The sequence below is a fragment of the Coleofasciculus sp. H7-2 genome (assembly GCF_042747725.1).
GTDB lineage: Bacteria > Cyanobacteriota > Cyanobacteriia > Cyanobacteriales > FACHB-T130 > FACHB-T130.
In genome coordinates, this window is sequence record NZ_JBHZGO010000105.1 from 182,723 (window position 1) to 209,486 (window position 26,764).

Below are 26,764 nucleotides of genomic sequence, written 5' to 3' on the forward strand. Positions count from 1 at the left end.
TCTTGTGCAAATTTGAATATGGATTGTCAGGATACTGGTAGGGGCAGACTATACACGATTTATTCTGCGATCGCTATGGCAGCGACGGCTACCAATCACTGAACTTGAATGATGTCGAAGGTACCCCGATCGCCAATGCGATAAAACAAGAAGTCAGAATCGAGGGTAAAAATTTGTCGATACCCCGTCTTCTCAGCCGTCAGAACCAGAGTTGCATCAGCCAGATCCATTGGTCGATCGCGATATTGTTCCATCAGCACAAACAAACGAGTATACTCATTCTCTTGAATTTCATAGATCGTCAGCAGTTTGTCCATAAGAAGCTGACCCAACTGTTTTTGCATCACCCAACCGCCACGATGAAGAGCAAGATACATGGCTTCTGTCAAGCATGACCAAGTTGTGACGAGAGGTTTTGCTAATCGCATAACTGCACCTCTGTAAGCATTATGCTGGGGCTGAGTGCGATCTACCAGACAAAGTAAGACTCCTGCATCGCAGAGAATCATAGAGTTAGACCCTGCTGTCGATACTTGTTGAGTAGGAAATGCTGATATTCGCTGGTTGGTTCTGCGGTCGTTACGTCTAGGCGATCGACAGCCTCAAACCATCTTGACCATACTTCGACAGTATCTTCATTAGGCTGACTGTTAGCAGTTTTAGCTTGATGCTTATGGATGACAAAATCGATGAAGTCACTCACTTCCTGTAAGAGTGGTTCGGAAAGTTGCTGCAATTTGGCGATCGCCGTGTCACGAATAGTCATGGGAATTGCCTCTTTCAGTCCTCTTCATTTTTAACAGAATGCTGACAATATCGTAGTTGGCTAACAATGAAAAGCGATAGGCAGCGATCGCCTTCCTCCTTACTCTGTACCACAATTGTTATGCCGCGTCGCAACGATGTCTACTCAGCTTCAAGCCAACCTCTTACTGCTTCTATACCTATTCCCAATGGTGCAAAGAAAACTTTCGCTGTTTCTAACCCTGCTGCCCTGAGAGCATTTTTTAATCTAATCTTAAAGGCTAGGTTTCGCTCAGTTTCCCTTTGAATTGCACCCTCTATATCTTTAGAATTGGACTGCTGTAATTGATTCAATAACTCCTGAATTTCAGCAGCAGCTTCTGCTGGGGATTCTGGCCTCGGATAAATAACAAAGTCACCCTCAACATTTCCAACAACACCTGTAACAGTTGCATGAAACTGCATTTTTACTTTTGGAGTATCTGACATAATCTTCTAGATTTTAATTCACTTATTGTTACGAAAAATATTAGGTATTAACGTTTTTGGGATGAAGGATTAGTGATAAAATCGCCTTGCACATTACCTACAACTGCACCTACTGAGCTTTCAAAAACATTACTAACATTGATATTCTGAACGAAAGCATCCAAAATTTCTACAGGTAAGCCTTCGTCCTTAAAGATATCACGCACAGCTATAACTCCAACACTAAGCGTACTTTTGAGAAACATCATTACATCGTCAATATTAAAGGAACCTAGATTAAGTGAACCTTGAAATACTTGACGAAAAGCTACAGAAAGTGGAGTCTTGGGATTTTGAATAGCCCTTTTGATTACTTCCCACCAACACCCAACAAAAAAAATACCAAAGGCTAGCCACCAGCCACTCATATCGGGTGTCCTACTGTAACTAACACCATAGCTACTCACAAAAGACCTAGAAATTGCTGTAGCCAGCAGAAGTAATATCAATCCTGCAAGACAGATGAAAAGTCTCCATAATACGGCTGACCATTTGATTCGCCCAAGCACATACGCGTCAATCCCTACGTACAAATGATCGCCATAGCCATGAAATCGCATAAATATTGTTGCGTGTGTATTACGAGGGGTTTCACGAGTAACAACAATATAAATACGTTCATCATTCATCTCTACATACTTAATTAGAAGTGCTTTTGAATCTCCTAAACTACCAGTGTTAATTTTTTCAAAAACTTGCTTATAAAGCCTCTGACAAATCACTTCTGCCTTGCTTCGTTCAACTGGGTAGACTTGGTAAAGACTGAATCGCGGCAGTTCCGTGCCAGCACCATCGGTTGGATCTGTTAGTTGAAATAATTTGTCTGTGCCAATCTGAACAACTTTAGAAACATTTAAACTGTACTGACTCATAAGCTTTCACCCAATCCTGCTTATTGTTCAACTTCATAGAGGCTTATGGATAACTCCTCAGTTTTCTGCTTCTACCCCAAATATTTAGCAATTGGCTACAAAATTTAGCATTGCTTAAAAAGAGATGTAAATACACTCAACCAGCAACCTTTGAGTCAGATGAACCGCCTTAAGAGGCGCAAACCCTCCTTGCGACCAAAGCAAACTCATCTATCCCATCAAAGCACCGACACCTAACGTCGTCAATAGAATACTCACCGCAAACACCAAAAAAGGCGAATATGTCGCCACTTTTGTCAATTAGGTCTAACGAACCAAAGAATTCACAGCCTCGCGATTTGTTCCTCTTGCTTCACAACCGCCACCCGGAAAGCAAGTCGCCAGCGTCTTATTACTCCGCGCCAAAGAGCGATCGCACGCTAACTCAAAATCCTCTATCGCTTCTAATAAACAGCAACCCGACCGTCATCTCTTAGATAAATTGAGCGATCGCCTGGAGGACGCCCACCAGGACGTACTTCTATCCGTAAAGTTCTGGCATTCGGTTTAGCCAGTCTCACTCCCAGCGGCAAACCCGTCGCATCCCACAGCAAAAGTGATAGATTCGGATCTGTACTCCCTCCCCTAGTGAAAGACACTACTTGTCCGGGATTGAGGGGAATCGGATCGGTACCCACTACCTTCTGCATCTGAACCAAACTTGATGTCAGGTTTACCACCTCATAGGTGATGCGTTGTCCCGGTATGAACTGTAGCGGGGCTGGGGGACACTTTTGGGCACAAGTTCCAGCCAAAGCTGGTTGGAGGCGTCCAGCGGCACCAAAGGTAAAGGCAGCTGCTACTAAAACTGCTGGTAAAAATTTAGACATTAAAGACTGCGTTGTGACTTGCTGAGAAGTCTGTTTCTCGAAGCTCATTTACTCAAATTTTGTAATCTATTTATCTAATTTTAAACTTTCTTAGACTATTTTGCTTTTTCCTGATACGCTCAAACCTGCTTTTTTGTTTATCTAGTACACTTTAAAAAATCCATACTTAGTATAAGAATTACTTTTTCTAAGTATTAATACAGAAATCTATTAACGAACCGCCAAGACGCCAAGGACGCGAAGTAAGAGAAGAAGAGGAGCAGCTAATTTTACAGCTCCTCAACAACCGTATGGTATTAAAATGAGGTAATTTCTTCCCAAATTTCATTGGAAAAACCTATTGTACCCAGTTTATTTTTGAGGCTTTGAAATTACAAGAAATACCGAACGGTGGTAACAACACGACTCTTTTTAGCTCGTAAGGAAGCTTTTAAGAAAAAGGTTGTTTGATTGTGTAAAATACTTTCCCACCAATTTCGCGTCACAAAAGCAGGAATGATAATTGTCGATAAAACATTAGGATGTCTATCTTCAAAATCAGTAACAAAATCTACAATTGGAGACACCACTGAGCGATAAGGTGAGTCCAAAATTATCAAAGGAATATCAGCTCCTAGTTGTTGCCATCGCTGTTGCAGTTTTTCTCGATCTGTGGAACCAATATCAACATGAATCGCCACAATCTCATCTGCAATACTACGTGCATAATCGATCGCCTCTAGCGTTCCTCGATTTAGTTGCCCGACTACAACCACTGCTGGATGAGTACCCTCTTGCGTTCTGAGTCTGGGAATATAACTCCGAGGCGCTATCCCCTGAATACTGAGCCGCTGTGCTACATACTCATAGTGGCGATGAATTGCTAAGAATATGCCCACTACTAAAGGAATGGCGACGACGACTAGCCAAGCGCCTCCTTTGAATTTTGTGGATACGATTACTCCTAAAACTACCAGAGTAGCGATCGCTCCCAAACCATTCATCGCGGCACTTGCTTGCCAACCAGATGTCCGTTCCTGATACCAGCGGCGTACCATCCCTGCTTGGGACAGCGTAAATGAAGTGAACACACCCACCGCATACAGGGGAATCACTGCGTTAACTTGCCCTCGGAAGATAACGATCAAAATAGCTGCACAGACGCTCAAGAAAATAATGCCGTTGGAATACACTAAGCGATCGCCTAAAATGGATAATTGCCTCGGCAAATACCCATCACGAGCCAAAAAATAACAAAGCCTGGGAAAATCGGCAAAACTGGTATTTGCTGCTAACAGCAAGATTAACAGCGTGGCAACTTGGAGCAAATAATAAATTGGGCCATTGCCTAGAATCTGGCGACCTAACAGAGAAACTACGGTTTGTCCCTCTTCTGGAGCAATATGATAAGCGTGAGCTAAGTAAGTAATTCCTAAAAACATAAATCCCAGAATCACGCCCATGTAGAGCAATGTGAGTCGGGCATTTTTCCACTCAGGGGGCTTAAAAGCTAACACACCATCTGAGATCGCTTCCACCCCTGTCAGTGCCGTACAACCGGCAGAAAAAGCCCTCAAAATGAAAAATAAATTAATTGATTCTTTAGCTTCGATTAGAGTATCGTTCTGAGAAATTTGTCCAGTCGCTTGTTGATATAAACCAAGACCAATCAATAGAAAAATAGTCACAACAAACGTATACGTAGGAATCATAAACAGCCGACCTGATTCCCGGACTCCTCTCAGATTCGCCAGCGTCAACAAGAAAACAAACACCAAGCAAAGCTCTACCGTGTACCTTTGCAGTCCTGGAACGGCTGAGGTGAGGGCGGCTGTCCCCGCAGACACACTCACTGTCACGGTCAGGATATAGTCAATCATCAGCGAACCGCCTGCCACCAGTCCCGGATACAGACCCAGGTTTTCTCGCGCCACAATGTAGGAGCCACCGCCGTTAGGATAAGCCCGGATAGTTTGGCGATAGGAAAGGATGACCACTGCTAGCAGCGCGATGATTGCTACAGCAATGGGAAGAGACCAAGTCAGGGCAGCAGTGCCTGCGGCTATCAGAACTAGCAGAATCTCCTCGGTGGCGTAGGCAACGGATGAGAGGGCATCCGAGGAGAGAACCGCCAAGGCTTCGGCGTTGCTCAATCGTTCTTCAGCATGAGCGCTGGTTGGCAACGATTCACCGACTAATACTCGTTTTAACCCTGAATAGAACGACATAGAAAGTCTATTTGTGCTTGTTTTTCCTGCCGCTCAGTTGGGCGATCGCACACCCCAACTACTAAGCAATATTGGAATTTTTGCAGATTTAGCACCAATTCAGACAAAACTTTTAAAGTAAACGCAGTTGGGAATCTGTAGTTGCCACAGGCTGCTGACTGGGTTGATTCGTCCCTGCCTCTGATTCTTCCTCCATGTCAGCGACGTTGAACCACGCCTTTTCCTCATGTGCCAGTAACTTCTGGGCTTCTTCCAGCATCTGGGCGGCAATGTCCTTAAGGTCTTCTCGATTGGCTAAGTAAGTTTTCAGCGCTTCCATTGGGTCGATGCTGGCACTAGAACCGAGTTCTGGCAGGCGAGGACGGGCAAGCTGACTAACTAATTCCGCCTGAATCGTGTAAGTGTGGGCGTCACTTAAGCTGGCGTGCAGGGCGGTATTATCAATCAAATCTATCTGCTCGGAACGCAGTTTGTAGATTAGCCGCACTACAGCATCTTTGATATCTTTTTTGCCTATGGCTTTGATTAAGGCGGCTGGCGGGTCAGCTGCCTCAGAGATATCCACTTCGATAGTCCGGAAGGGGCGCACGGGGAGGGGACAAAATTCCCACTGGGCGTTGCCTCGTTCCAGCTGAATCATCACATAGCCTTTGTCTTCTTTTTCTTCGCTGAAATCGACTCGCTCAATGCTGCCTGGGTAGATAACTGGGGGCTGGTTCGACTTGTTGAGGTTCTGATGTCGGTGGACGTGCCCCAGCGCTACGTAGTCAAAGCAAGGTCGCGTCAGCATCGAGATGGGAATTGTGAAGCCTTTGCCGACTGCCAGGAAGCGTTCTGCGCCTAAGCTAGCTCTGTCTGCCATTAGGTGAGCTAAAAGAACTGTTGGCACTTCTGGGTCTAGACGCCGGATTTCTCCTTCCAGGCGAGGTTCCAGACGCTTAATTAATAACTCGTTGACTTGGGCAAGAGACAAATCTTCGGTGTCCGGGCGCGTCAGCAGGGCGGAACGGGTGAGCCAAGGCAGGGTAATGATTTGGACGGGGCCGCTGCGGGTTTCGATGCGGTGGGTGACGATGCGATCGCCTACAATAAACCCCGGCACTCCTAATGTCCGATAAATACATAAACTTGCGCCTCCCTGCCCCTGAGAATGTTGGTCGTGATTCCCCACCAGCAACACCGTCGGAATCTGGGCATCGACTAAGCGGCGAAACTGACTGGCAAACGCTTCCTGTACATACGGCGGCGGCGTCGCATCGGGAAAAGCATCTCCACCGAACAAGACTAAATCGACGGGTTCGCCCTTCTCTGTGTCTGGGCTTTGCCCAATCGCTCGGTCAATACACTTCGATAAAGTATTGACAAAATCCTCCAGCCGTGTATTTGCACCCGTTTCCGGATTAACCCGTCCGTGGGAGAAGCCACTCCCCATGTGGATATCGGATAGGTGGAGGATTTTAATCATTTTGCTAATTGCTAATTGGTGATGGATCATTGGTAATTGGTAATTTTTCTGGCGATTACCGATTACCAATTACCCCTTCCCTTAGCCATTCTAAATGTGAATACCACATTCAGTTTTGCCCATGCCGCGCCAGCGACCGGCGCGTTCGTCTTCACCCTCGGCAACGGGTGTTGTAATTGGTTCGTCGCCGATGCTGGCATATCCCTGGTCGTGCAGCGGATTGTAAATCATGCCATGCTCAGCCACATAAGCCCAGCTGTCCTGGCGCGTCCAGTTGGCGAGAGGATTGACTTTGAGCCGTTGCTGTGCATCTAGTTCCAAGACTGGCATATCAGCACGAGTCACCGCTTGGTCGCGGCGGCGTCCGGTAATCCAGGCGACGGTATTGAGTTCTGCCAGACCTCGTTGCAACGGTTCAATTTTGGTCAGGTGATGGAATTGGGTGATGTCCTTATCCCACAGCGCTTCGCCGTATTTAGCCGCAAAAGCTTCGCGGGAGTGAACATCGGGAATTTTGTAAGTTTGGAGATTTAAATTGTAAATTGCCTGCGCTTTAGCAACTAACTCCAGGGTTTGGGGAAAGTGATACAGCGTGTCCAGAAACAAGACTGGCACTGGCGTTGCTGGTTTGAGATCGCGGTAGAAAATATCCGTAATTACCAAATCATCCACATTAAAGGCGCTGGTTTGCACCAGTCCAGTGGGGATATTTGTAACACACCAAGCCAGGATCTCTCTGGGATGAGCTTTGTCAAATTTTTGGTTAAGCTCATCCAGATTAAACGAGGAGATGCTAACGGGAGCTGTGGTGCTATCGCTCATGGTACGTTTCTAGTGGATTTCTGAATTCTTTATTACAAATCAATTTTACCTCTTATAAGCACCTAACCCGACCGGAGAACAGGGCTATATAGCAATCTTATTTTAGTTGTGAGATGCCAGCTCTTGAGATTCCCGACTTCGTAAGAGTTGCCCTAGTATCTCGCCTTCACGAATCATTCATGACTGCTATAGACGAACATCGGTAGCCAGTCACAGAATGATTCTGCTGCTTTTTTCTGGGATGGGTGTCAGCTTTGAAGAAAAGATGAGAAAAATTCGATTCCCACTTCTAATTGTTGAACCGGCAATTGATTTCTGCCAAACTGCACTAGGAGCTATCATCGCCCTATCAAAGCTTTTTGGAGAGATTGAGTGCGGTTAATTCTGTACAGCAAGCCGGGTTGCCACTTGTGCGAGGGGTTACAAGAAAAACTCGAACAAGTTTCAAACCCCCCCATTGAACTGGAAATCCGGGATATTACTACCCGCGAGGATTGGTTCCAAGCCTATCAATATGAAATTCCAGTCCTGTTTAGGGTTCGATATCAGCGTACAGATCGAGTAGAAGAACCGCTGCCCCGTCCTTCTCCCCGCGCTACGGTGCAGCAGTTGGAGCAAATGTTACAGAAATATTTGCTAGTAAAGGATAAAGAATAAGCGCGAGTAGTCATGAGTCTAAAGTTTGCGTGCTAACGATATCAATATCAATGACTCATGACTTATGACCAATGACGGATGACGATTGTGAGGAGTTACCGAGATGAAATTGCGAGAGTTATTAGCAACCATTCCCCATGTTGAGCAACCCTCTAGTCAGACTGCCCTAGAATTGGAAGTTAAGGGATTAACCACAAATTCTCATGCTTGTCAACCGGGAGATTTGTTTATCGGGATGCCCGGAACGCGAGTGGATGGAGGGGAGTTTTGGGAAGGAGCGATCGCATCAGGTGCAGTCGCCGCCCTGATTTCTTCCCAAGCTGTCCAAAAACATCCTCCCAAAGGGGAAGATGCCTGCGTAATCCCAGTCGCAGACATGACTCAAGCTTGCGCCCAAGTTGCGGCTGCCTTTTATGGCTACCCAGCACAACAGCTAAAACTGATTGGCGTCACCGGCACGAATGGCAAAACGACAACAACCCATTTAATCGAATTTTTCCTGACTCAGAGCCAGTTACCAGCGGCTTTATTTGGGACGCTGTATGCCCGTTGGGCTGGCTTTAAACAAACCGCTGCCCACACGACGCCTTTTGCCGTCGAACTGCAAAAACAACTGGCAGAGGCGATCGCAGCAGGATCTCAGATGGGTGTGATGGAAGTGAGTTCTCACGCTTTGGCGCAAGGTCGGATTTTGGGTTGTCCGTTCTCTGTTGCTGTGTTTACCAATCTCACCCAGGATCATCTAGACTTCCACCACGACATGGAAGATTATTTCCAGGCAAAGGCTTTGCTGTTTAGCCCTGAGTATCTTAAAGGGCGTGCAGTGATTAATTCAGACGACTCCTACGGACAGAGATTGATCGAGCGGTTAAATCCAGATCAAGTGTGGTGCTACAGCGTCAACGATACAACCGCCGATTTGTGGATGAGCGACCTGAGTTATGAGCCAACGGGAGTCAGCGGGGTGATGCATACACCCAAAGGTGACGTGGCTTTCCGTTCGCCCCTGGTAGGGCAGTACAATCTGGAAAATTTACTTGCCGCTGTGGGAGCAGTGTTGCATCTGGGAGTAGATTTGGAGTTAATTGCGGCGGCGCTGCCCCAATTTTCGGGAGTGCCGGGACGGATGGAGCGAGTGCAAATTAGTCCCCAGCAAGAGATTAGCGTCATTGTCGATTATGCTCACACGCCGGATAGTTTGGAGAATTTGCTGAAAGCGGCGCGTCCGTTTATTCCCGGCAAGATGATCTGCGTCTTTGGTTGTGGAGGCGATCGCGATCGCACCAAACGCCCGAAAATGGGTCAAATTGCCGCGCACTTAGCAGACAAAGCAGTTGTCACCTCCGACAACCCGCGCACGGAAGATCCCGAACGGATTTTGCAAGATATCATCGCCGGGATACCAATGACGACTCAGCCAGTGGTGATTAGCGATCGCGCTACTGCCATTCACACCGCTATTTTAGAAGCCCAGCCGGGTGATGGCGTCCTCATCGCTGGAAAAGGTCATGAAGACTACCAAATCTTAGGAACGGAAAAAATCCACTTTGACGATCGAGAACAAGCACGCGATGCCTTATTAAAGCGGATGTCCTCTTCAAGCAATTGTAGATTTTAGACTTTAGATTGGAGCGGTTAACTTGTAACTAGGCGGATAGGCGCAATTCAATCTAACTTGTTGTCTCTTGAAATGGAGATTGATGGCTGGGAAACGATTCAAGAGACACTAGCTAGATGGGTAGAAATCAAGTTGAAAATATCTCTTGTTTCTCTCAATCTGTGCTTCGCATCACTGCGCTAACAGCACTTGCAAAGGAGTTTCCAGTCAAGAGTCTTCAAAACCAGCCAAGTTGATTTTCACCCATCTGTTTAGAAATCAGTGCATTTCAGGACTTACGTAACATCACCACATCTGAGGGCAACCACAGAGGGATTGCCCCTACAAAACGCTATATGTATAAGCTTTGCGTAAGTCCTGATTTAACAAGTCACCCTTTCATCCAAAAGCAACATCTAAAATCTTAAAATCTTATGGATGCATCCCTTTACCAACTGGCTCTGCGTGTAGAACCAGCGCCTCAGCCGCTTGCAGTCAGTGCAACCACTCTCAAGTCCTTGTTATGGGCGCTGATGGACGTACTAATTGACCAACAACTGCCAGCTAAACTCTGGGTAAAGCTGCCGCCTGGTGAAGGCTGGCAGGCGCAGATAAAACAATATCAGGAGCGGGGGCGGGCTGGGCATACGATTTATGTCTGTAATGGCAAAGAGGGACGGGAGCCGGAGAAAATAGAAGCAGGGGAAAGTGAGAGCGGGGAAGAGTTAGAAAATTCCCCTCATCCGCCCACCGGATCGCCAAAGCTCTCCACTTCGCAGATTATTCCAGTTCAGCTGAAGCCGGAAAGCGCAATTTCCAGGGAATATTTTTTGTTAGTGCTATCCGAACGTTTTTGCGGCTTAATTTTGGCTCATCGACCCCGCAGCGCCAAGCCAGTCGCCCAGGCAACTTCAAAGGATTTGGATCAAATCAAAAATTTAGACTCAACTCAAGAGTTCCTCCATTCTCAGTATGGGCATAGTAGTGCCATGCCCCTAGGGAACCGTTCTGGGGCGCGAGCGGGCGTTAGCGACAGCGTTTTGGCTTCGCAAAAGCGAATGCCTACAGCAGGCACGGAGGAAAAGAGAGGACGACCGCTGCTAACGGTTTGCGCTTTCGACAAGCCAGTGATTCAGGAGGTTTTGCAGGGAATCCGACCCGCGATCGCTCTCAGCGAAGAGACTATCCTCACCAACTGGGACAAGCTATTTACCTTACCCCAATCACCCGATTTGGTACAGAATCGGGCGATCGCATCGATCCTGACCCAGTTACTGGTAAAACAAGTCCAGCAGCAAGAGGAAATCGGGCGGGGTGCTGCCGCCAATCAGGCATCAACAACAGAAATCGCTGAACTCCAGCGGCAAAATCAAGCTTTGCTGGATGAAGTGCGCTTTAAGGATGAACTGCTAAGCAATGCGCTTTTAGAACTGCGGACGCCCCTGACCAATATGAAAACAGCGCTGACGCTGCTAGAGTCGGCACATCTCAAACCCACGCAGCGTCATCGCTACCTGCATTTGCTGCATACACAGTGCGATCGCCAAGTTTCTTTGATTAGCGGTTTAATGGAGCTAGTACAGCTAGATCGTGCAACTACACCAACGACTTTGCATCCGGTGCAGTTAGCAGACATCGTGCCTGGAGTTGTCAGCACCTATCAAGCGATCGCTCAAGAAAAAGGCATCCAACTAGGCTACACGGTCAGTCCTAACCTTCCCACCGTCTCCTGCTTAGAGGCATGGCTGCGACAAATTATCATCAATCTGCTACACAACAGCATTAAATTCACTCCCACTGGCGGTCAGGTGGTGGTACGCACCAAACAACAAGGCGAATACGTGCAGTTGGAATTCCGCGATACTGGCATCGGCATTGCCCCTAACGAACTGCCCAAGATTTTTGACCGTTTTTATCGGGGACGCCTTGCACCAGGCGAAGAAGTTTTCGGTGCCGGATTAGGTTTAACCATTGTGCAGCAACTCCTCCTGCGTTGCGCTGGCTCTATTTCTGTCACCAGTAAACTTGGTCAGGGTTCTACTTTCAAAGTGTTGTTTCCCGTTCACCATTCGACATCTGTTCAGTCCTGAGTTGGGTATCTCTGAATACAATTTCACTTGATGTCTGCAATAAATCCATCTATAGCGGAATGGCACTCAAATAAGCCAAAATTCCGTAGGCTGGGTTGAGGAACGAAACCCAGCAACCCCTATAGGAAGTTGGGTTTCACTATCGTTCAACCCAACCTACAGCTTAACGGGGCTTGAACTTTGTTCAAGTCCCGCTAAGCGATCGCTACTATTTTGATAAGCGTTAATTCCCACCAGCAGCGCCAGTTTGCGGGGTGTGCTTTGAGCAAGGACTTTGCCATAGCGAACGCCCTTTCCCATTACATCCATCTGACTTAAACCCAAAGTTGCCAGCGTCGAACCGGCAAATTGCAAAAACTGACGGCGCTTGATGTGAGACATAATCAATGTTTCCTCAAGTCGTGCAGGATGAAAGGCTGAGATAGGTGAAACCCTTCGTTCCACGAGCTGTGTTGACGACGGCACAGATTAGTGACATGGTTAACTGTGTTCATTTATATAGGAAGTAGTTAACGATGCGCTGCGCTATTTTAAGTCGTGCTGGTCAAGTTTTGGCAAACGGAAATTTTGTCATTCAAAAAGATGAAAATGGTGAACTGAGATTGGATTTCCGCACAGATGGGGGAAAAATCCTCCAAGGAGGAATCATTGAGCCGGATGGCGACTTGACCTCAGCCAGTAAAGTTCTCTATCGCCAGTTCTTTGAAGCTTGGGGAGTCAGCGAGATCGCACTGACCGCTATGCCTAAGTTCTAGCATTAACTTTGGGTGAATACTTATTTTATCTGTCAGGTTGTTAATGACTAATAAGTAATCGGTGGAAGGATGACAACCAATTATCCATTACCAACAAATCATCAAGGAAGTAATTAACTAGATTTGATGTAACTTATCTATCCTTGTCGTTAATAAGGATTTTGCAATTAGCTGGAAGTAAATTCCTGTCAATTGATTGTCAAGCCCTCAATGTCAAGCCCTCAGTTGAATATTGCCTTATTCAGCTTCGTCAATCAAATGCCAACGCTTCTTGTAGAGATGCAATTCATCGCGTCTCTACACGTTGTCCTTGCTGACGGGTTAAATCTAACACTTGAATCGAGGGAGCCTTGAGAATAGGATGTTTTTCAATCAGGACTTACGCAAAGCTTATACATATAGCGTTTTTGTCGGTTCAATCCCTCTGTGGTTGCACCAGATGTGGTGATATTGCGTAAGTCCTGAGTAGATATGCGGCAGTGTTTACACCGTCTTAGCCCAGCGAATCGAGCGTGTCCAGTGTTGGCTCTATCCTGCGGTAGTGGCTGGGAGCATCCCGTTTTTACAAATATACGTCCACAGGCTAGAAGAACGAAGCCTGACGAGAGCAGGCTAATATAAAGCCGTTGCGTTGGTAGGCTTTGTTTGTTTAGCCGCGAATGCGAGTCGTCGGACATTTTTACGCTAGCGATCGCGTATGCGCTCTTAGGCGCTGTTTGTTCCTCTTGGGCACCCTAATATCTTGAAACCCAGTTAAAGCTCCACCAAATGCTGCTCATCCACAACGTTTTTTGATTAGAGTGGAATGATTACCTGTATTGCTGTCCTTCAGCCCAAAGACCATGAGTTTACTTGTCAAACAGCTGACCACTTATCTAGCTTTGCTGGCTATCGGCGGTGGTGCAGGAATATATGCCAGTCGCTATCTCGCAGCAGACAATACCAGTCTCGATGGCAGAAGTCCATCAGCGATTCCAGCAGCGCTACAGCAAATCTCCCCACCCCAGAATCGCGCTCCCCAAGAGAACCTAAATTTCATTGCCGAAGCCGCCGAAAAAGTTGGCCCTGCCGTAGTGCGAATTGATGCGTCTCGTACCGTATCGCAGGACATTCCAGACACTTTCAGAAGCCCGTTTTTCCGACGATTTTTTGGGAATGAAATGCCGGTTCCGGAAGAACGGGTGGAACGGGGTACCGGCTCTGGCTTCATTCTCAGTGCCGATGGTCGCCTGATGACGAATGCCCATGTTGTGGCGGGGTCAGATAAGGTCAAGGTGACGCTCAAAGATGGTCGAACGATGGAGGGTCGAGTCGTGGGAGCCGATCCGGTTACGGATGTGGCAGTTGTCAAAATTGATGCGACAAAGTTGCCGACGGTACGCTTGGGAGACTCGAATAACTTGATACCGGGACAGTGGGCGATCGCTATTGGCAATCCTCTCGGTCTAGATAACACGGTGACGGTGGGTATCGTCAGCGCTACGGGTCGCTCCAGTTCGCAAGTGGGTGTCCCAGATAAGCGAGTTAGATTCATCCAAACCGATGCCGCTATCAACCCCGGTAACTCCGGTGGTCCCTTGTTAAATGCTAGGGGTGAAGTCATTGGAATTAATACAGCCATTCGAGCCAATGCTCAGGGACTCGGTTTTGCCATCCCGATTGAAACCGCCGAACGAGTCGCCAATCAGCTATTTAGCAAAGGTCGCGTCGAGCATCCCTACATGGGAATTCAAATGGTAACGCTCACGCCAGAACTAAAAGAAGACATTAACAAAGACAATGAGGCAGGCTTCAAAGTCACGCAGGACAAAGGCGTTGTCATCGTTCGAGTGGTCAAAAACTCACCCGCAGAACGCGCTGGCTTGCGTGCAGGAGATGTTATCCAAAAAGTTGGCGGTCAAGCGGTCGCTAGTGCCGATCAAGTACAAGAACGGGTAGAAGCGAGTACCGTCGGCTCTAGATTAGAAGTAGAAGTCAACCGTAGCGGTCAGACTGAAACTGTCCAAGTGCAACCCGGTGCCTTCCCCGTGGAGTAGCCAAATAATTTCTGTTTTAAACGCTCTCGGTACGCACATTAGGAGTAGGCTGGGTTGAAGAATGAAACCCAGCATTTTAGCTTGACGCGCTACTACGGAGCGGGGAATTTTGGAGCAGGAAGACAGTAACGCTCGGTACCTTTACGTTAAAAAAAGGGCTGATGAGCGCCCAAAAGCACTTCATCAACCCTTATTTGCAATTAGCGATTAGCAATTAGCTAATTACTTGGTTTCCGTTTCGGTAAAATCAGCATCAATCACATCATCCCCAGTCCCAGTGGACTGACTGGAACCACCACCAGGGGTGCCGGTGCCATCGCCAGGAGCTGCACCTGCGCCTGCTTGTTGATAGATGTTAGTGCCGATGGTGTAGAGAGCCTGCTGTAGCTCTGTGGTGAGCGTCTTGATGCGATCGTCGTCTTCTTTAGCGATCGCATCGCGCAGGTCTTTGACCAATCCATCTACCTTGGTCTTGTCAGCAGCGGGAACCTTGTCGCCCAAGTCAACCATTTGCTTCTCAGCTTGGTAAACGAGGGAATCAGCTTGGTTCTTGCGGTCAATCTTCTCACGACGCTCCCGGTCAGTCGCCGCATTTTGTTCGGCTTCCTTGACCATCCGCTCCACTTCGTTTTGTGGCAGGGTGGAAGCACCCGTGATGCTGATCGATTGCTCTTTGCCAGTACCGCGATCCTTAGCAGTGACGTTCAGGATACCGTTAGCATCAATATCAAAGGTAACTTCAACTTGTGGCATTCCACGAGGAGCTAGAGGAATACCATCGAGACGGAAGATACCCAACTCTTTGTTGTTAGCCGCCATCTCCCGTTCGCCTTGCAAAATCTTGATTTCCACGTTGGTCTGATTATCTACAGCAGTAGAGAAGACCTCAGACTTCTTGGTGGGAATCGTGGTGTTGCGGGGGATAATCTTGGTCATTACGCCGCCGAGGGTTTCTACACCCAAAGATAGGGGGGTAACGTCAAGCAGCAAGATGTTGGTTACTTCACCCGATAGCACGCCAGCTTGAATTGCCGCACCTACGGCTACCACTTCATCTGGGTTAACGCTTTGGTTGGGATCTTTGCCCAGAATCCGCTTCACCAATTCTTGCACTGCGGGAATCCGGGTGGAACCACCAACCAACACAACTTCATTGATGGCAGCTTTATCTAACTTGGCATCCCGCAGAGCGTTCTGTACGGGAACGCCGCAGCGATCGATCAAGTCGGAGCAGAGTTCTTCAAACTGAGCGCGAGTCAGCGTCATATCCAGGTGCTTGGGGCCATCCTGGGTGGCGGTGATGAAGGGCAGGTTGATTTCTGCTTGGGTGACGCTCGAAAGTTCAATTTTGGCTTTTTCAGCGGCTTCGGTGAGGCGCTGGAGGGCTTGACGGTCTTTGCGGAGGTCAATGCCTTCGGCTTTTCTGAATTCTTCGGCTAAGTAGTCAACGATTTTCTTGTCGAAGTCGTCACCACCTAGGTGAGTGTCACCAGAGGTCGCTAACACTTCAAACACGCCCTCGCCTACTTCTAGGATGGACACGTCAAAGGTACCGCCACCCAGGTCAAATACCAGAATGGTTTCGTTGCTCTTCTTACTATCAAAACCGTAAGCCAAAGAAGCAGCGGTTGGCTCGTTGATAATCCGCATTACTTCAATCCCGGCAATCTTACCAGCATCTTTGGTGGCTTGGCGCTGGGAGTCGTTGAAGTAGGCGGGAACGGTGATTACAGCTTGGGTAACGGTTTCTCCAAGGTACTTGCTGGCATCATCCACTAGCTTGCGAAGCACTTGGGCAGAAATTTCTTCTGGAGCAAACTGCTTGCTCTGGGCGGGGCAGTCTAGCTTAACATTGCCGTTGCTGTCGCGCAGCACTTTGTAAGAAACTTCGGTGGCTTCGTGGGTGATTTCTTCAAACTTACGTCCGATAAAGCGCTTTACCGAATAGAAGGTGTTTTCAGGGTTCATCACCGATTGACGCTTGGCGATTTGACCCACTAAGCGATCGCCATTTTTGGCAAATGCCACGACAGAGGGGGTTGTCCGAAAACCTTCTGCGTTAGCGATGACAGTGGGTTTACCACCTTCCATAACGGCGACGCAGGAGTTTGTCGTACCTAAGTCAATTCCAACTACTTTTGCCATAGGGGTATTTCGGCTTCCTAGTAACTACAAAAACTTTTGAGGGCGGATACGGAACTACCAATTGAACCAACCGGGTTAAATCAGCAGCTCTTTCCAGATTTAATAACCATTGGTGCGTACCGATCTATATAGTGTGCGGGATTAGCCACTCTCGTGTTGTGGGGTTTTCCGAACCTGAGGAAGGTCGGTTAACCTTCAAGAGGCATCCCCTTTGGCTCATCCACTTAACATCTGCTGATTGCTTTCACTGTGTCTACTGTAAGGAAATCCCAGGCTTTAGGTATGGGGGCAAGCCGTAATTAAATAGGTGTATTTGCCGTCTAGAGGAGTTCAAGGCGATCGCTATTGGCTCTTTGGACTCTCTATCAACACCGTCTGAATCATTGATCATCCTGTTGGTTCGTTCTCAAACTTTGTAATCTATGTATTACAAAGAATGGGTTTTCAGATCCATCGTCCGGAATTAATCAAAAAGAAGCGTTGTGCTACTTATGCGTCGTGCTTCGGGATGCCTATTTGGTTTAGCGCTTGGTGCTGTAACTGAGTTTTGCAATATTGACGAGATTCTGCGCCGCATTCCATCCCCATTGTTCAACAGCGATCGCTCGTAAAATGGAAAAGCCCGGTTGACCGCGATATCACCTATGGTTACTCTTTCTCCTACCCTGCAATCCCGACTCTCGACACCACTGAAAATTGGCTCTTTTGAAGTCAAAAGCCGGGTTTTACAATCGCCCCTTTCTGGCGTTACCGATATGGTGTTTCGTCGCTTGGTGCGTCGCTATGCGCCCGACTCAATGATGTACACCGAGATGGTGAACGCGACGGGACTACATTACGTCAAGGAACTCCCCAAGATTATGGAGGTAGATCCGAACGAAACACCGATTAGCATTCAGTTGTTTGACTGTCGCCCAGATTTCTTGGCCCAAGCGGCTGTAATGGCGGTGAAAGAGGGCGCTGATACGGTTGATATCAACATGGGTTGCCCCGTCAACAAAATTACTAAAAACGGCGGCGGTTCTTCGTTGTTACGGCAACCAGAAGTCGCTGAGGCAATTGTTCGGGCGGTCGTGAAGGCGGTAAATGTGCCGGTGACGGTGAAAACGCGCATCGGTTGGACAGATAAGGAAATTAATATTCTGGACTTTGCCAAGCGCATGGAAGATGCGGGGGCGCAAATGATTACAGTACATGGTCGCACCCGTTCCCAAGGTTACACTGGCCCTGCCAAGTGGGAGTGGATTGGTAAAGTCAAGGAAATTCTGTCGATTCCAGTGATTGCCAATGGCGATATGTTCTCCGTGGAGGCGGCGGTGAAGTGTTTGGAACAAACCGGCGCGGATGGGGTGATGTGTTCGCGGGGAACTTTGGGTTATCCCTTTTTGGTGGGAGAAATTGATTATTTCCTGAAAACTGGGCAAGAAAAGACGCCACCAACGCCGATACAACGGCTGGAATGTGCAAAAGAACATTTGCAAGCTTTGTGGGAATATAAAGGCGATCGCGGCATTCGGCAGGCCCGGAAACACATGACTTGGTATGCCAAGAGTTTTGCCGGTGCTGCGGAGTTGCGCGGACATTTAGCAACGATCGAAAACCTTGAGCAGGGGTTGGAGACGATCGATCGGGCGATTGAACGACTGGCTAATTCTACTTGGCATGAGGTTGAAGATGAGGAGTTAGCGTTGGTGGAGGTTTAACCACAAAGACGCAATACCGTAAGCGTTGCCCTCTCTTCTTTATAGGGCGCGAAGGAAAAAAAGGGAAAAAGAGCGATCGCCTAGAATAGACGCCATCTACCTGCATTGTTTGCTGTCATGAGCAACTCCTCATACGCTTCAAGTCCCCGTCCCCGCTATCAGACCATTCAAGAACTTGGGCGCAATCGCGCCGGGGGTCGCATCACTTATCTGGCAAAGGATAACGTCACCGAGCAGTCAGTTATCCTGAAGCGATTTCTATTTGCCCAAGTTGGGTCTGAATGGTCGGGTTTTAAAGCTTATGAGCGCGAGATTCAAGTGTTACGAGGACTCGATCATCCTGGAATTCCCCGTTATCTCGATTCCTTTGAAACCCAAGCTGGTTTCTGCATGGTACAAGAGTATAAAGATGCCCTGCCTTTATCCTCTCCGCGCAGTTTTGACCCGGATGACATCCAGAAAATTGCTGCTTCTGTCCTAGAAATTCTTGTTTATTTACAAAATCGCCTTCCATCTGTAACTCACCGGGATATTAAACCTGAAAATATCCTCGTGGACGAGCAACTGAATGTTTATCTGGTGGATTTTGGCTTAGCTCGAATTGGCGGTGGGGAAATGGCAATGAGCAGCGTCGCCGCCGGGACATTTGGGTTCATGGCACCCGAACAGATATACAACCGCCAGTTAAGCGAAGCGACAGATTTATATGGTTTAGGCGCAACACTTATTTGCTTGCTAACTGGGACAAAATCAACGGCAATTGACACCTTATTTGATGAAGATGGTCGGCTTAATTTCAAGCCGCTGCTTCCCAAGCTGAGTCTGCGCTTTGTTGACTGGCTCTCAAAAATGGTCGAACCCAAAGCAAAAGATCGTTTTCCCAATGCTACTGCTGCTTTGGAAGCTCTCAAGCCGATTTATGTCAACCGCTTACCGGAAGTTAAATTTAGCCAACTTGCTTTGGAATTTAAAACAACACAACTAGGCGAAAAATTAACTCAAATCGTTAGTGTTAATAACTCCGTGCCAGACACCTTGCTAGAAGGGACTTGGGAAGTAGCAACTCATGCAAGCGATCCGCGCTATTCCAATTCTCATGCTTGGATTTCTTTTCAACCATCTGTATTTAAGAGTAATCATGCTGATTGCCAAATCACCGTGAATACTAATAAGTTGATGGCAGATAAAACCTACAGCCGTCAGATTTTATTACGCACCAATTCTTCACCCGAAACTTACCCTCTAACGATTACAGTCCGCACAGCTCTACTTGAAACCCCAAAACCGCCTTATATTTCAATGGTTTTGCTATTAGGAATTGCTCTGGCAATGACTGGGTTTTGGACAGGTGCGATCGCTTGGATGGTAGCAGTTCTATTTAGGTTTGCCTCTTGGACATCTGTAGCGGTTTTTGAAGCTGGAGTAGTAGCGGTGTTTGCGGCTTGGTTTCTCGCCGGAACTCTACTTGCTGCGGTTGGCATCAGAACTATACTAGGCATCAAGATTGCCGCTTGGTTGACAACTGTGACAATGTTAGTTGTTTTGTTGTCATCTGGGTTCTTAGCGGCGGCTATCACTTCCTTAGGAACCTTGGCAGGTCTAGTGATTGGATTTGTCAATGGAGCCGTGATTAAAAATTATAAAGAAAGAGGATTCCGTGAAAAAATTGCCGTTGCCAGCTCACTTTTGATAACAGGTTTAGGCATGAGCTTAGGCACGGGATTCAGCGTCGGATTTCTCAATTTCTTTCTAATTTTATCCCTACTGGGAACCAGTTTTTCCTTAGCTGCCATGATGTTTTATCCACATCAGCAGCGAGAAAAACTGATCGCTGAGTATCGCCATGCAGCACAAACTAGGCGTCTGATTAAGCCATAGCCTGGGTAATGCAATAAAGAAGCAATCGCACTTCTAGACGATTGTATAGCGTTCGCCTAGAATGGATCGCCATCTACCTACATCCTTGCCGCCATGAGCAACTTTATAAGCTATTGCTTGAATCTCGATCCCTCTAATTGCCAAAGACCTGAAAATCCTTATGGAACCAGGTACTGCCAAAGCTGCGAGTCAAAGTTGCTGCTGAAAGACCGTTACTGTGCTACCAAGCTACTTGGTCAGGGAGCATTTGGTAGAACATTTCTAGCAATGGATGAACATAATAAAGCTAGATGCGTAATCAAGCAACTTTTGACGCAGCATCAAGGGAACCAGAAAGTTAAGGAGCTATTTGAGCGAGAAGCACAGCAACTGGCTAAACTAGGCGATCATCCGCAAATTCCCTATCAGTTTGACTACATTGAGCAAGGTCTTGAAAAACTTAATCAGCCAGCTAATGTATCAAGTGAGAAATATCTCTATATAGTACAGGAATTTATTGAAGGGCAGGACTTGAAGGATGAGCTGGCACAACAGGGAGCTTTTAATGAAAGACAAATTCGGGAATTTTTGAAGGATATGCTACCAGTCCTCAAGTTTATCCATGATAAAAATGTTATTCACCGAGACATCAAACCGCCCAATATCATGCGTCGAAAGAGCGACGGCAAAGTGGTACTGATAGACTTTGGAGGTGTTAAGGAGTTCACCCAGACTAATGTAGGTAAAACAGGTACAAGACTGTATACACCAGGCTACGCATCAAATGAGCAAATGAGAGGTAAAGTTTATCCGGCAAGCGATCTCTACAGCTTGGGGGCAACCTGTATTCATTTACTGATGGGAATTGCCCCTAATGACATTTATGATGCGCTAGAAGATCGGTTACTGTGGCGAGAGTCACTTGAGCAAAGACGCATAACCATCAGCCCTCACCTAGAGCAAGTCTTATACAAACTCCTTAAAAACTTGGCTCTTCCGTAGTTGGTATGCTAATTTTATAGTCAAGAAGCGCCACAAGCTATACTAGCCATGAATTTAAGCCAATTTAGCGTTTATTAAATAGAAAATACAGTCCAAAATCGTTATACCTTGCTAGGTAAGCCTTTCAAGTTTTGGAATCAACTTTTTAGCATACCAAGTAATGAAGAGCCAAAAACTTAGCGCGTGAGCGATATCAATCAGCCGATGAGGTATTGAGAGAATTCTTACCAGAAGCCCAATTAAGCCAAGCCAACTTAGAATTCACAGCGACAAGCCTAAACCAAAGACTGATTCAAAATATTACGGTTAGTAACTTGATTCCTGAAACGTTATTAGAGGGCAAATGGGAAGTAGCACCGCATCCTAATGACCCCGCTCATACCCCAGATTCTCATGCTTGGATTTCATTGGAACCAGCAAAATTTGCAAGTAATTCAACTAAATGCAGCATCACAGTGGATACGAGTAAATTGAGAAGCGATGAGTATGGTGAACGCACGATTTTATTGCATACCAATTCATCACCTAATCCTCACTCTTTAACTCTTAAAGTTCAAACTGCCTCCCTACAAATTGAAAATAAAAAACTACCTTATATTTCCCTAGCTCTGTTATGTGGGTTTTCTTTTGGTTCGACCTGGCTAATTTTTAAAGGCTGGGACTTAGTTTCAGTAGGTTTAGCGGCGGCAAGTACAGGTAAAGCCGGGGCTGGGTCTCCTGAGTTATGGGCCGCATTTGGAGCTGGTCTTTTCTTTGGCCCTTATATTCTAGGTTTGGAGCTATTATTATTGGTTCTTATACTTCTAGCTTCGGGTATTATGAACTATAGTATAGATTATATTATGGCTATTGTTGGATATTTTTTATCAACTTTGGCTGGAGCATCGATCACTTGGGGTCGTAAATATTGGATTAGTTTCTTTGAATCAGCAGGGGATATATTTAGCTCTATAGTTGAAAATTTTACCATAGAAGGATTCAGTACCGTCTTTACAGGTGTGATATTGTTACTAACAATAGGGTTAGGCATCAGTTCGGGAATGAGATTTATAGTTGGCTTTTTGGAGCCACCTATAATGCTTGCAATCGGGGGAACAGGTTTAACATTATCAACAATGATTCTTTATCCACCTCTAAATCGAGCCAGACTTAGTACTCCAATATCGAAGAAAAGAACAACACTTAATTAAGCCATAATTATTTAATTTAGGCGACTATCGCATTAATGCCCAAAAAGATTAGAGAGATAAAAAGTATGTTGCTAAAAGCAGGGTTTACCTACCGCCCTGGCAAAGGTAGTCATACTAAATGGTTTCATCCTCTGCTACTTGAGCCAATTGTTATATCAGGTAATGATGGGAATGATGCTAAAGCTTATCAGGAAAAGGATGTTAACAATGCACTTCAGCAACTAGAGGAAATTAGAAGAGAGCAAGAGGAAGAACAAGAATGAATAGTCACTACACCATAGTAATTCAGTGGTCAGATGAAGACCAGTGTTTTGTTGTCAGTCTACCTGAATGGGGAGATTTATGTCATACACATGGCGATACCTATGAAGAGGCATTCAAAAATGCTCAAGAGGTATTAGAACTTTTAATCGAATCATCTTTGGAAGAGGGAACGCCTCTTCCAAAACCTAATACTTTTGGGCAGTCGTTTCAGGTGGCATGAAATTAGAATTTCAACGAGCTTTTCCTAAGGCGATCGCTATCGAGCCAGATATTACCAAAATCGCCCCTACTACTCCTAAAACAGTGAGGTGTTCCGGTGCAATTAGGGTTGGGAGAAACATTGATACTGTTGACACAGATATTAAGGTGACAATGGGAGTTGTCGCTAATACTGCACTTACCCGCGATGCTTCCCAATGTTCCAAAGATTCGGCAAAAGCACCGTAAGCGATGATGGTATTCAAAGCACAGAAAAGCAGCATTCCTAAATGTAAAGGATTTAGCGTGAGGATGGGTTGAGGTGCGGCAAAAGGGCTAAACAAAATAGCACAGCCGCCATAAATTAGTAGCATGATATTTGAAGACGGTAATTTTTGCAAAAGCTGCTTTTGCGCTAAGGCATAAATAGCCCATGTTACTGCTGCAAAAAAGATTAATCCGCAGCCGATTAAATACTTACCTTGTGCTGTAATTAAATTGGTTAATTGTTCGTGAAAGAACAGTGCAAATCCTAGAGTGAGTACGCTTAAACCCGCCCATTGACGCAGGGTATAACGTTCTTTAAAAACAACCAATCCTCCTAAACCCATCAACACGGGAGCGAGTTGAATGAGAACTTGGGTATTAGCGGGTGAAGTTAGCTGTAAACCTTGCAGAAAAAGAATGTAATTAATCGCCAAAAATATAATAGCGATCGCTAACAATCCCAGCGGTGTTGAGCGCAATTTTTCCACAGGTGGTAGTTGCTGTCGTGCGGCTAAATAAACGGCTAGCAGTCCAAACGATACCAAAAAGCGAAACCAAGTAACGGTGTAAACATCGAGTACCTGTAGCGTCACCGTCAGGGCAATGGGCAGAATTCCCCACAAAAATACAGTCACAAGCGATAAGGCTAGCCCTAATCGCCATCTACCGGAACTAGAGTGAAGTGGCATTGGTATATTAGTAATGAAAAGGAAAAAGGAGCGATACGTTTGGTGCCGCACGCTCCTACAATCTTTCCTTGGTGTGTTTGCTGTTAACATCTAATCTTCGACCATTTCCAGCAGTTCGGCTTCACTCAGTTGGGTGATTCCCAAAGCTTCAGCCTTTTCTAACTTGGAACCGGCATCTTCCCCCACCAGTAAGTAGTCGGTTTTGGCGCTGACGGAACCCGTGACTTTACCACCGGCTTTTTCAATCAACGCTTTCGCCTCGTCGCGCTTCAGAGTAGGCAGCGTGCCAGTAATTACAAAGGTTTTGCCTTGTAGGGGCGAGGGAACTCCGCTTCTACTTTCTGCGGATGGGGTTTCTATCTCAGCGGTGAGTTGCAAACCCGCTGCCTTCAGTCTGTCAATTAACGCCTGATTCGCTGGTACTTGAAACCAGCCGTAAACAGCGTGGGCAATTTCTGGGCCAATGCCGTACACTGCTTCAATATTCGCTGCGGATGCCCCAGCTAGTTGCTCAATCGTGGTGAATTTTTGAGTTAAGGTTTGGGCATTGACACTACCGACGTGACGAATCCCCAAACCGTATAATACCCGCGACCAAGGCTGAGTTTTCGAGTGGGCGATCGCATCCACCAACTTTTGCGCTAATTTCTTGCCCATCCGTTCCAAAGACGCTAATCTATCAGTCGTTAAATCGTATAAATCTGCAACTGAATTCACCACCCCTTTATCCACCAACTGGTGCATCAGTTTTTCGCCCAAACCATTGATATCCATTGCATTGCGACTTGCCCAGTGAACCAGCGCCCCTTTGAGGATGGCGGGGCAAGAAGCATTCACGCAGCGCGTCACCGCCTCCAGAGCGGGCTTTACCACCGGCTGATTGCACACCGGGCAACAGGTGGGCATTTGGAAGGGTTGAGTCCCCTCTGGGCGGAGTTCTAGCAGTACGCGCACCACTTCGGGAATGATTTCCCCGGCTTTGCGGATAATCACCGTATCGCCAATGCGGATATCAAGCGATCGCACATAATCAATATTGTGCAATGTGGCTCTTTGTACGGTTGTCCCAGCTAATTGGACTGGCTGCAACTCTGCCAACGGCGTCAGCGCCCCCGTTCGCCCCACATTCACAGAAATATTTTCAACGCGGGTGGGTGCCTCTTCCGCCGCGTATTTCAGCGCCACTGCCCAGCGGGGAAACTTTTGCGTAAATCCTAGCTTTTCCTGAAGCGGAATTGAATTCAGCTTCACGACGACTCCATCGGTCATGTAGGCTAAATTCAACCGCCCCGTATTCCAATCGTCATAATAATCCCGAACCTCTTCTAAAGAGTGGCAAAGCTGGCGATTGGGATTAACCCTAAATCCCATCTGTTGCAGCAATTCCAACGATTCCCACTGAGTTCGGGCAACCTCAGCATCATCCTTACCAGGAATTTGCAACGTATAGGCGAAGAAATCCAGCCGCCGCTTTGCCACAATCCGAGAGTCTAATTGCCGCAAGGTTCCCGCCGCTGCATTGCGAGGATTGGCAAATAACTGATCGCCAGCTTGCTGCCGTTCCTGATTAATTTGCTTAAAAACATCTAAGCCTAAAAACGCCTCGCCGCGAACTTCTACGTGAGTGGGAGGGTTTTCTAAATTCAATCGTAACGGAATGGCGCGAATTGTCCGCACATTCTGAGTAATCTCTTCACCTGTGATGCCATCCCCCCGCGTTGTACCTCTCACCAAGATGCCATTTTCATACGTGAGAGCGATCGCAGAACCATCAATTTTTAACTCCGAGACATATTCAAAAGCATTGAGTTCGGGGACTTGTCGCCGCCAGCGTTCCTGCCATTTGGCAAATTCCTGAATATTAAAAGCATTTTCCAAACTGTAGAGAGGGATATTGTGCCGCACCGAAGAAAACTGAGTTGCCGGTTTCTCACCCACGCGCTGAGTGATGCTGTCCGCTGTCACCAGTTCTGGATACTGGGTTTCTAAGTCTTGCAGTTCCCGATACAGCCGGTCATAGATGGCATCCTCCATGATCGGAGCATCAAGGACATAGTAGGCATAACTGGCTTTGTGCAACAACTGTCGCAATTCCTGTACCCGCTGCTTGACTGCCTGTGTCACTTCCACGGCATCCATCCCTACTAAAAACTCTATCGTTTCCGCTTTTAGTCTAACTAACGGGGGGTTGCTTGCTCTTCCAGGCTCAACCAAAGCATTACCGACATTTTCAGCAACCTCCCCGGCGCTTCAGTCCGCCAGAGACTTAAGTTTTTGGCTCATAATCTAAATCTAAGCCGGTTTTAACCGAACTTAACGACTTAAGTGGAATGGCACTGAACTTTTGCCAAAATTCCGTAGGCTGGATACTGGGAACGAAACCCAGCAACCCCTATAGGGCGTTGGGTTGAACAATAGTGAAACCATTCCCTAGAGCAAAAGTTCAGTGTCATTCGACTAAAGTTGAGTATTTTTAGTCAGTTTTAACTGACTTAAGCTATTAGCCAGGGGTTTAAACCCCTGGCTGGCGGGAACTGGCGGGAACTGGCGGGAACTGGCGGGAACTGGCGGGAACTGGTGGGAGCTGGCGAGAACTGACGAGAACTGGTGGGAGCTGACGAGAACTGGCGGGAACTGGCGGGAACTGGCGGGAACGAGAAATAGATATTTTAATCAATCTTTAAGTGGTATTTATCCTTGGCTTTACCCAGCCTAATGCTCAAGCTTAATCTCGGCACCGTACATTTACTTAAGTAGATTTACTAATGAATTTCATATCAACCCAAGCTTGAGCCGATTGGTGAGGA

General features: G+C 46.9%; 23 protein-coding genes and 1 pseudogene. 11 read left to right on the forward strand and 13 right to left on the reverse strand.

Features of this window, described 5'->3' with window-relative positions; all coding sequences use genetic code 11:
- Positions 1 to 95: 95 nt before the first annotated feature.
- The 8 genes from ACFW2W_RS22865 to cysH all read right to left on the reverse strand — a co-directional run bounded on the left by ACFW2W_RS22865 (position 96) and on the right by cysH (position 7,507).
- Positions 96 to 509, reverse strand: coding sequence for a type II toxin-antitoxin system VapC family toxin (locus tag ACFW2W_RS22865; protein ID WP_378183745.1), 414 nt, complete (start codon positions 507 to 509; stop codon positions 96 to 98).
- On the reverse strand, positions 506 to 766 hold the full coding sequence (locus ACFW2W_RS22870) for a DUF2281 domain-containing protein (protein ID WP_378183748.1): 261 nt from the start codon (positions 764 to 766) through the stop codon (positions 506 to 508). Before ACFW2W_RS22870 ends, ACFW2W_RS22865 begins: the two co-directional genes overlap by 4 nt.
- Positions 767 to 906: 140 nt before the next feature.
- Positions 907 to 1,233 carry a hypothetical protein gene (locus ACFW2W_RS22875; RefSeq protein WP_378183751.1) on the reverse strand — a complete coding sequence of 109 codons (327 nt, stop codon included), beginning with the start codon at positions 1,231 to 1,233 and terminating at the stop codon, positions 907 to 909.
- Between the two features lie 47 nt (positions 1,234 to 1,280).
- Positions 1,281 to 2,144, reverse strand: coding sequence for a hypothetical protein (locus ACFW2W_RS22880; RefSeq protein ID WP_378183754.1), 864 nt, complete (start codon positions 2,142 to 2,144; stop codon positions 1,281 to 1,283).
- A gap of 443 nt (positions 2,145 to 2,587) precedes the next feature.
- Positions 2,588 to 3,061 carry a hypothetical protein gene (locus ACFW2W_RS22885; protein ID WP_378183757.1) on the reverse strand — a complete coding sequence of 158 codons (474 nt, stop codon included), beginning with the start codon at positions 3,059 to 3,061 and terminating at the stop codon, positions 2,588 to 2,590.
- A 323-nt stretch (positions 3,062 to 3,384) separates the two neighbouring features.
- Positions 3,385 to 5,220 carry an APC family permease gene (locus tag ACFW2W_RS22890; protein ID WP_378183760.1) on the reverse strand — a complete coding sequence of 612 codons (1,836 nt, stop codon included), beginning with the start codon at positions 5,218 to 5,220 and terminating at the stop codon, positions 3,385 to 3,387.
- Between the two features lie 112 nt (positions 5,221 to 5,332).
- Positions 5,333 to 6,685, reverse strand: coding sequence for an exonuclease subunit SbcD (sbcD, locus tag ACFW2W_RS22895; RefSeq protein ID WP_378184047.1), 1,353 nt, complete (start codon positions 6,683 to 6,685; stop codon positions 5,333 to 5,335).
- Between the two features lie 90 nt (positions 6,686 to 6,775).
- A complete protein-coding gene (gene cysH / locus ACFW2W_RS22900; RefSeq protein WP_378183764.1) occupies positions 6,776 to 7,507 on the reverse strand; it encodes a phosphoadenosine phosphosulfate reductase in 732 nt (243 codons plus the stop codon).
- 372 nt (positions 7,508 to 7,879) lie between these two features.
- Here cysH and ACFW2W_RS22905 point away from each other — a divergent pair, with 372 nt between their 5' ends.
- The 3 genes from ACFW2W_RS22905 to ACFW2W_RS22915 all read left to right on the forward strand — a co-directional run bounded on the left by ACFW2W_RS22905 (position 7,880) and on the right by ACFW2W_RS22915 (position 11,851).
- Positions 7,880 to 8,164 (forward strand): glutaredoxin family protein, encoded by a 285-nt coding sequence (locus tag ACFW2W_RS22905; RefSeq protein ID WP_378183767.1) that lies wholly within the window; start codon positions 7,880 to 7,882, stop codon positions 8,162 to 8,164.
- A 103-nt stretch (positions 8,165 to 8,267) separates the two neighbouring features.
- On the forward strand, positions 8,268 to 9,782 hold the full coding sequence (locus tag ACFW2W_RS22910; RefSeq protein WP_378183770.1) for a UDP-N-acetylmuramoyl-L-alanyl-D-glutamate--2,6-diaminopimelate ligase: 1,515 nt from the start codon (positions 8,268 to 8,270) through the stop codon (positions 9,780 to 9,782).
- A 413-nt stretch (positions 9,783 to 10,195) separates the two neighbouring features.
- Positions 10,196 to 11,851: a DICT sensory domain-containing protein gene (locus tag ACFW2W_RS22915; RefSeq protein ID WP_378183773.1), complete on the forward strand. Its 1,656-nt coding sequence runs from the start codon at positions 10,196 to 10,198 to the stop codon at positions 11,849 to 11,851.
- A 189-nt stretch (positions 11,852 to 12,040) separates the two neighbouring features.
- Here the strand turns inward: ACFW2W_RS22915 and ACFW2W_RS22920 are convergent.
- Positions 12,041 to 12,232, reverse strand: a pseudogene (locus ACFW2W_RS22920) (hypothetical protein); the annotation flags it as partial.
- Positions 12,233 to 12,366: 134 nt separating this feature from the next.
- Between ACFW2W_RS22920 and ACFW2W_RS22925 the strand changes: the two are divergent.
- Both ACFW2W_RS22925 and ACFW2W_RS22930 read left to right on the forward strand, forming a co-directional pair.
- Positions 12,367 to 12,606 carry a hypothetical protein gene (locus ACFW2W_RS22925; protein WP_378183776.1) on the forward strand — a complete coding sequence of 80 codons (240 nt, stop codon included), beginning with the start codon at positions 12,367 to 12,369 and terminating at the stop codon, positions 12,604 to 12,606.
- 842 nt (positions 12,607 to 13,448) lie between these two features.
- Positions 13,449 to 14,642 carry an HhoA/HhoB/HtrA family serine endopeptidase gene (locus tag ACFW2W_RS22930; RefSeq protein ID WP_378183779.1) on the forward strand — a complete coding sequence of 398 codons (1,194 nt, stop codon included), beginning with the start codon at positions 13,449 to 13,451 and terminating at the stop codon, positions 14,640 to 14,642.
- Between the two features lie 222 nt (positions 14,643 to 14,864).
- On the opposite strand, the gene dnaK is transcribed toward ACFW2W_RS22930, so the two are convergent.
- Positions 14,865 to 16,787 carry a molecular chaperone DnaK gene (gene dnaK, locus ACFW2W_RS22935; protein WP_378183782.1) on the reverse strand — a complete coding sequence of 641 codons (1,923 nt, stop codon included), beginning with the start codon at positions 16,785 to 16,787 and terminating at the stop codon, positions 14,865 to 14,867.
- A 644-nt stretch (positions 16,788 to 17,431) separates the two neighbouring features.
- Here dnaK and dusB point away from each other — a divergent pair.
- The 6 genes from dusB to ACFW2W_RS22965 all read left to right on the forward strand — a co-directional run bounded on the left by dusB (position 17,432) and on the right by ACFW2W_RS22965 (position 23,023).
- On the forward strand, positions 17,432 to 18,490 hold the full coding sequence (dusB, locus tag ACFW2W_RS22940; protein ID WP_378183785.1) for a tRNA dihydrouridine synthase DusB: 1,059 nt from the start codon (positions 17,432 to 17,434) through the stop codon (positions 18,488 to 18,490).
- Between the two features lie 117 nt (positions 18,491 to 18,607).
- Complete coding sequence (locus ACFW2W_RS22945; protein ID WP_378183788.1) at positions 18,608 to 20,368, forward strand: protein kinase; 1,761 nt, start codon at positions 18,608 to 18,610, stop codon at positions 20,366 to 20,368.
- A gap of 93 nt (positions 20,369 to 20,461) precedes the next feature.
- On the forward strand, positions 20,462 to 21,349 hold the full coding sequence (locus ACFW2W_RS22950) for a protein kinase (protein ID WP_378183791.1): 888 nt from the start codon (positions 20,462 to 20,464) through the stop codon (positions 21,347 to 21,349).
- A 212-nt stretch (positions 21,350 to 21,561) separates the two neighbouring features.
- The gene (locus ACFW2W_RS22955; protein ID WP_378183793.1) at positions 21,562 to 22,539 is read left to right on the forward strand and encodes a hypothetical protein; all 978 of its coding nucleotides are present in this window, start codon (positions 21,562 to 21,564) and stop codon (positions 22,537 to 22,539) included.
- 35 nt (positions 22,540 to 22,574) lie between these two features.
- The gene (locus ACFW2W_RS22960) at positions 22,575 to 22,802 is read left to right on the forward strand and encodes a type II toxin-antitoxin system HicA family toxin (RefSeq protein WP_378183796.1); all 228 of its coding nucleotides are present in this window, start codon (positions 22,575 to 22,577) and stop codon (positions 22,800 to 22,802) included.
- Positions 22,799 to 23,023, forward strand: coding sequence for a type II toxin-antitoxin system HicB family antitoxin (locus ACFW2W_RS22965; protein WP_378183799.1), 225 nt, complete (start codon positions 22,799 to 22,801; stop codon positions 23,021 to 23,023). Before ACFW2W_RS22960 ends, ACFW2W_RS22965 begins: the two co-directional genes overlap by 4 nt.
- 10 nt (positions 23,024 to 23,033) lie before the next feature.
- Here the strand turns inward: ACFW2W_RS22965 and ACFW2W_RS22970 are convergent, their stop codons facing one another.
- The 3 genes from ACFW2W_RS22970 to ACFW2W_RS22980 all read right to left on the reverse strand — a co-directional run bounded on the left by ACFW2W_RS22970 (position 23,034) and on the right by ACFW2W_RS22980 (position 26,634).
- Positions 23,034 to 23,957 carry a DMT family transporter gene (locus ACFW2W_RS22970; RefSeq protein WP_378183806.1) on the reverse strand — a complete coding sequence of 308 codons (924 nt, stop codon included), beginning with the start codon at positions 23,955 to 23,957 and terminating at the stop codon, positions 23,034 to 23,036.
- Between the two features lie 90 nt (positions 23,958 to 24,047).
- Positions 24,048 to 26,096, reverse strand: a complete 2,049-nt coding sequence (gene ligA, locus ACFW2W_RS22975) for an NAD-dependent DNA ligase LigA (protein ID WP_378183811.1) — start codon at positions 26,094 to 26,096, stop codon at positions 24,048 to 24,050.
- 373 nt (positions 26,097 to 26,469) lie between these two features.
- Positions 26,470 to 26,634 carry a hypothetical protein gene (locus tag ACFW2W_RS22980; RefSeq protein WP_378183814.1) on the reverse strand — a complete coding sequence of 55 codons (165 nt, stop codon included), beginning with the start codon at positions 26,632 to 26,634 and terminating at the stop codon, positions 26,470 to 26,472.
- Between the last annotated feature and the right edge of the window lie 130 nt (positions 26,635 to 26,764).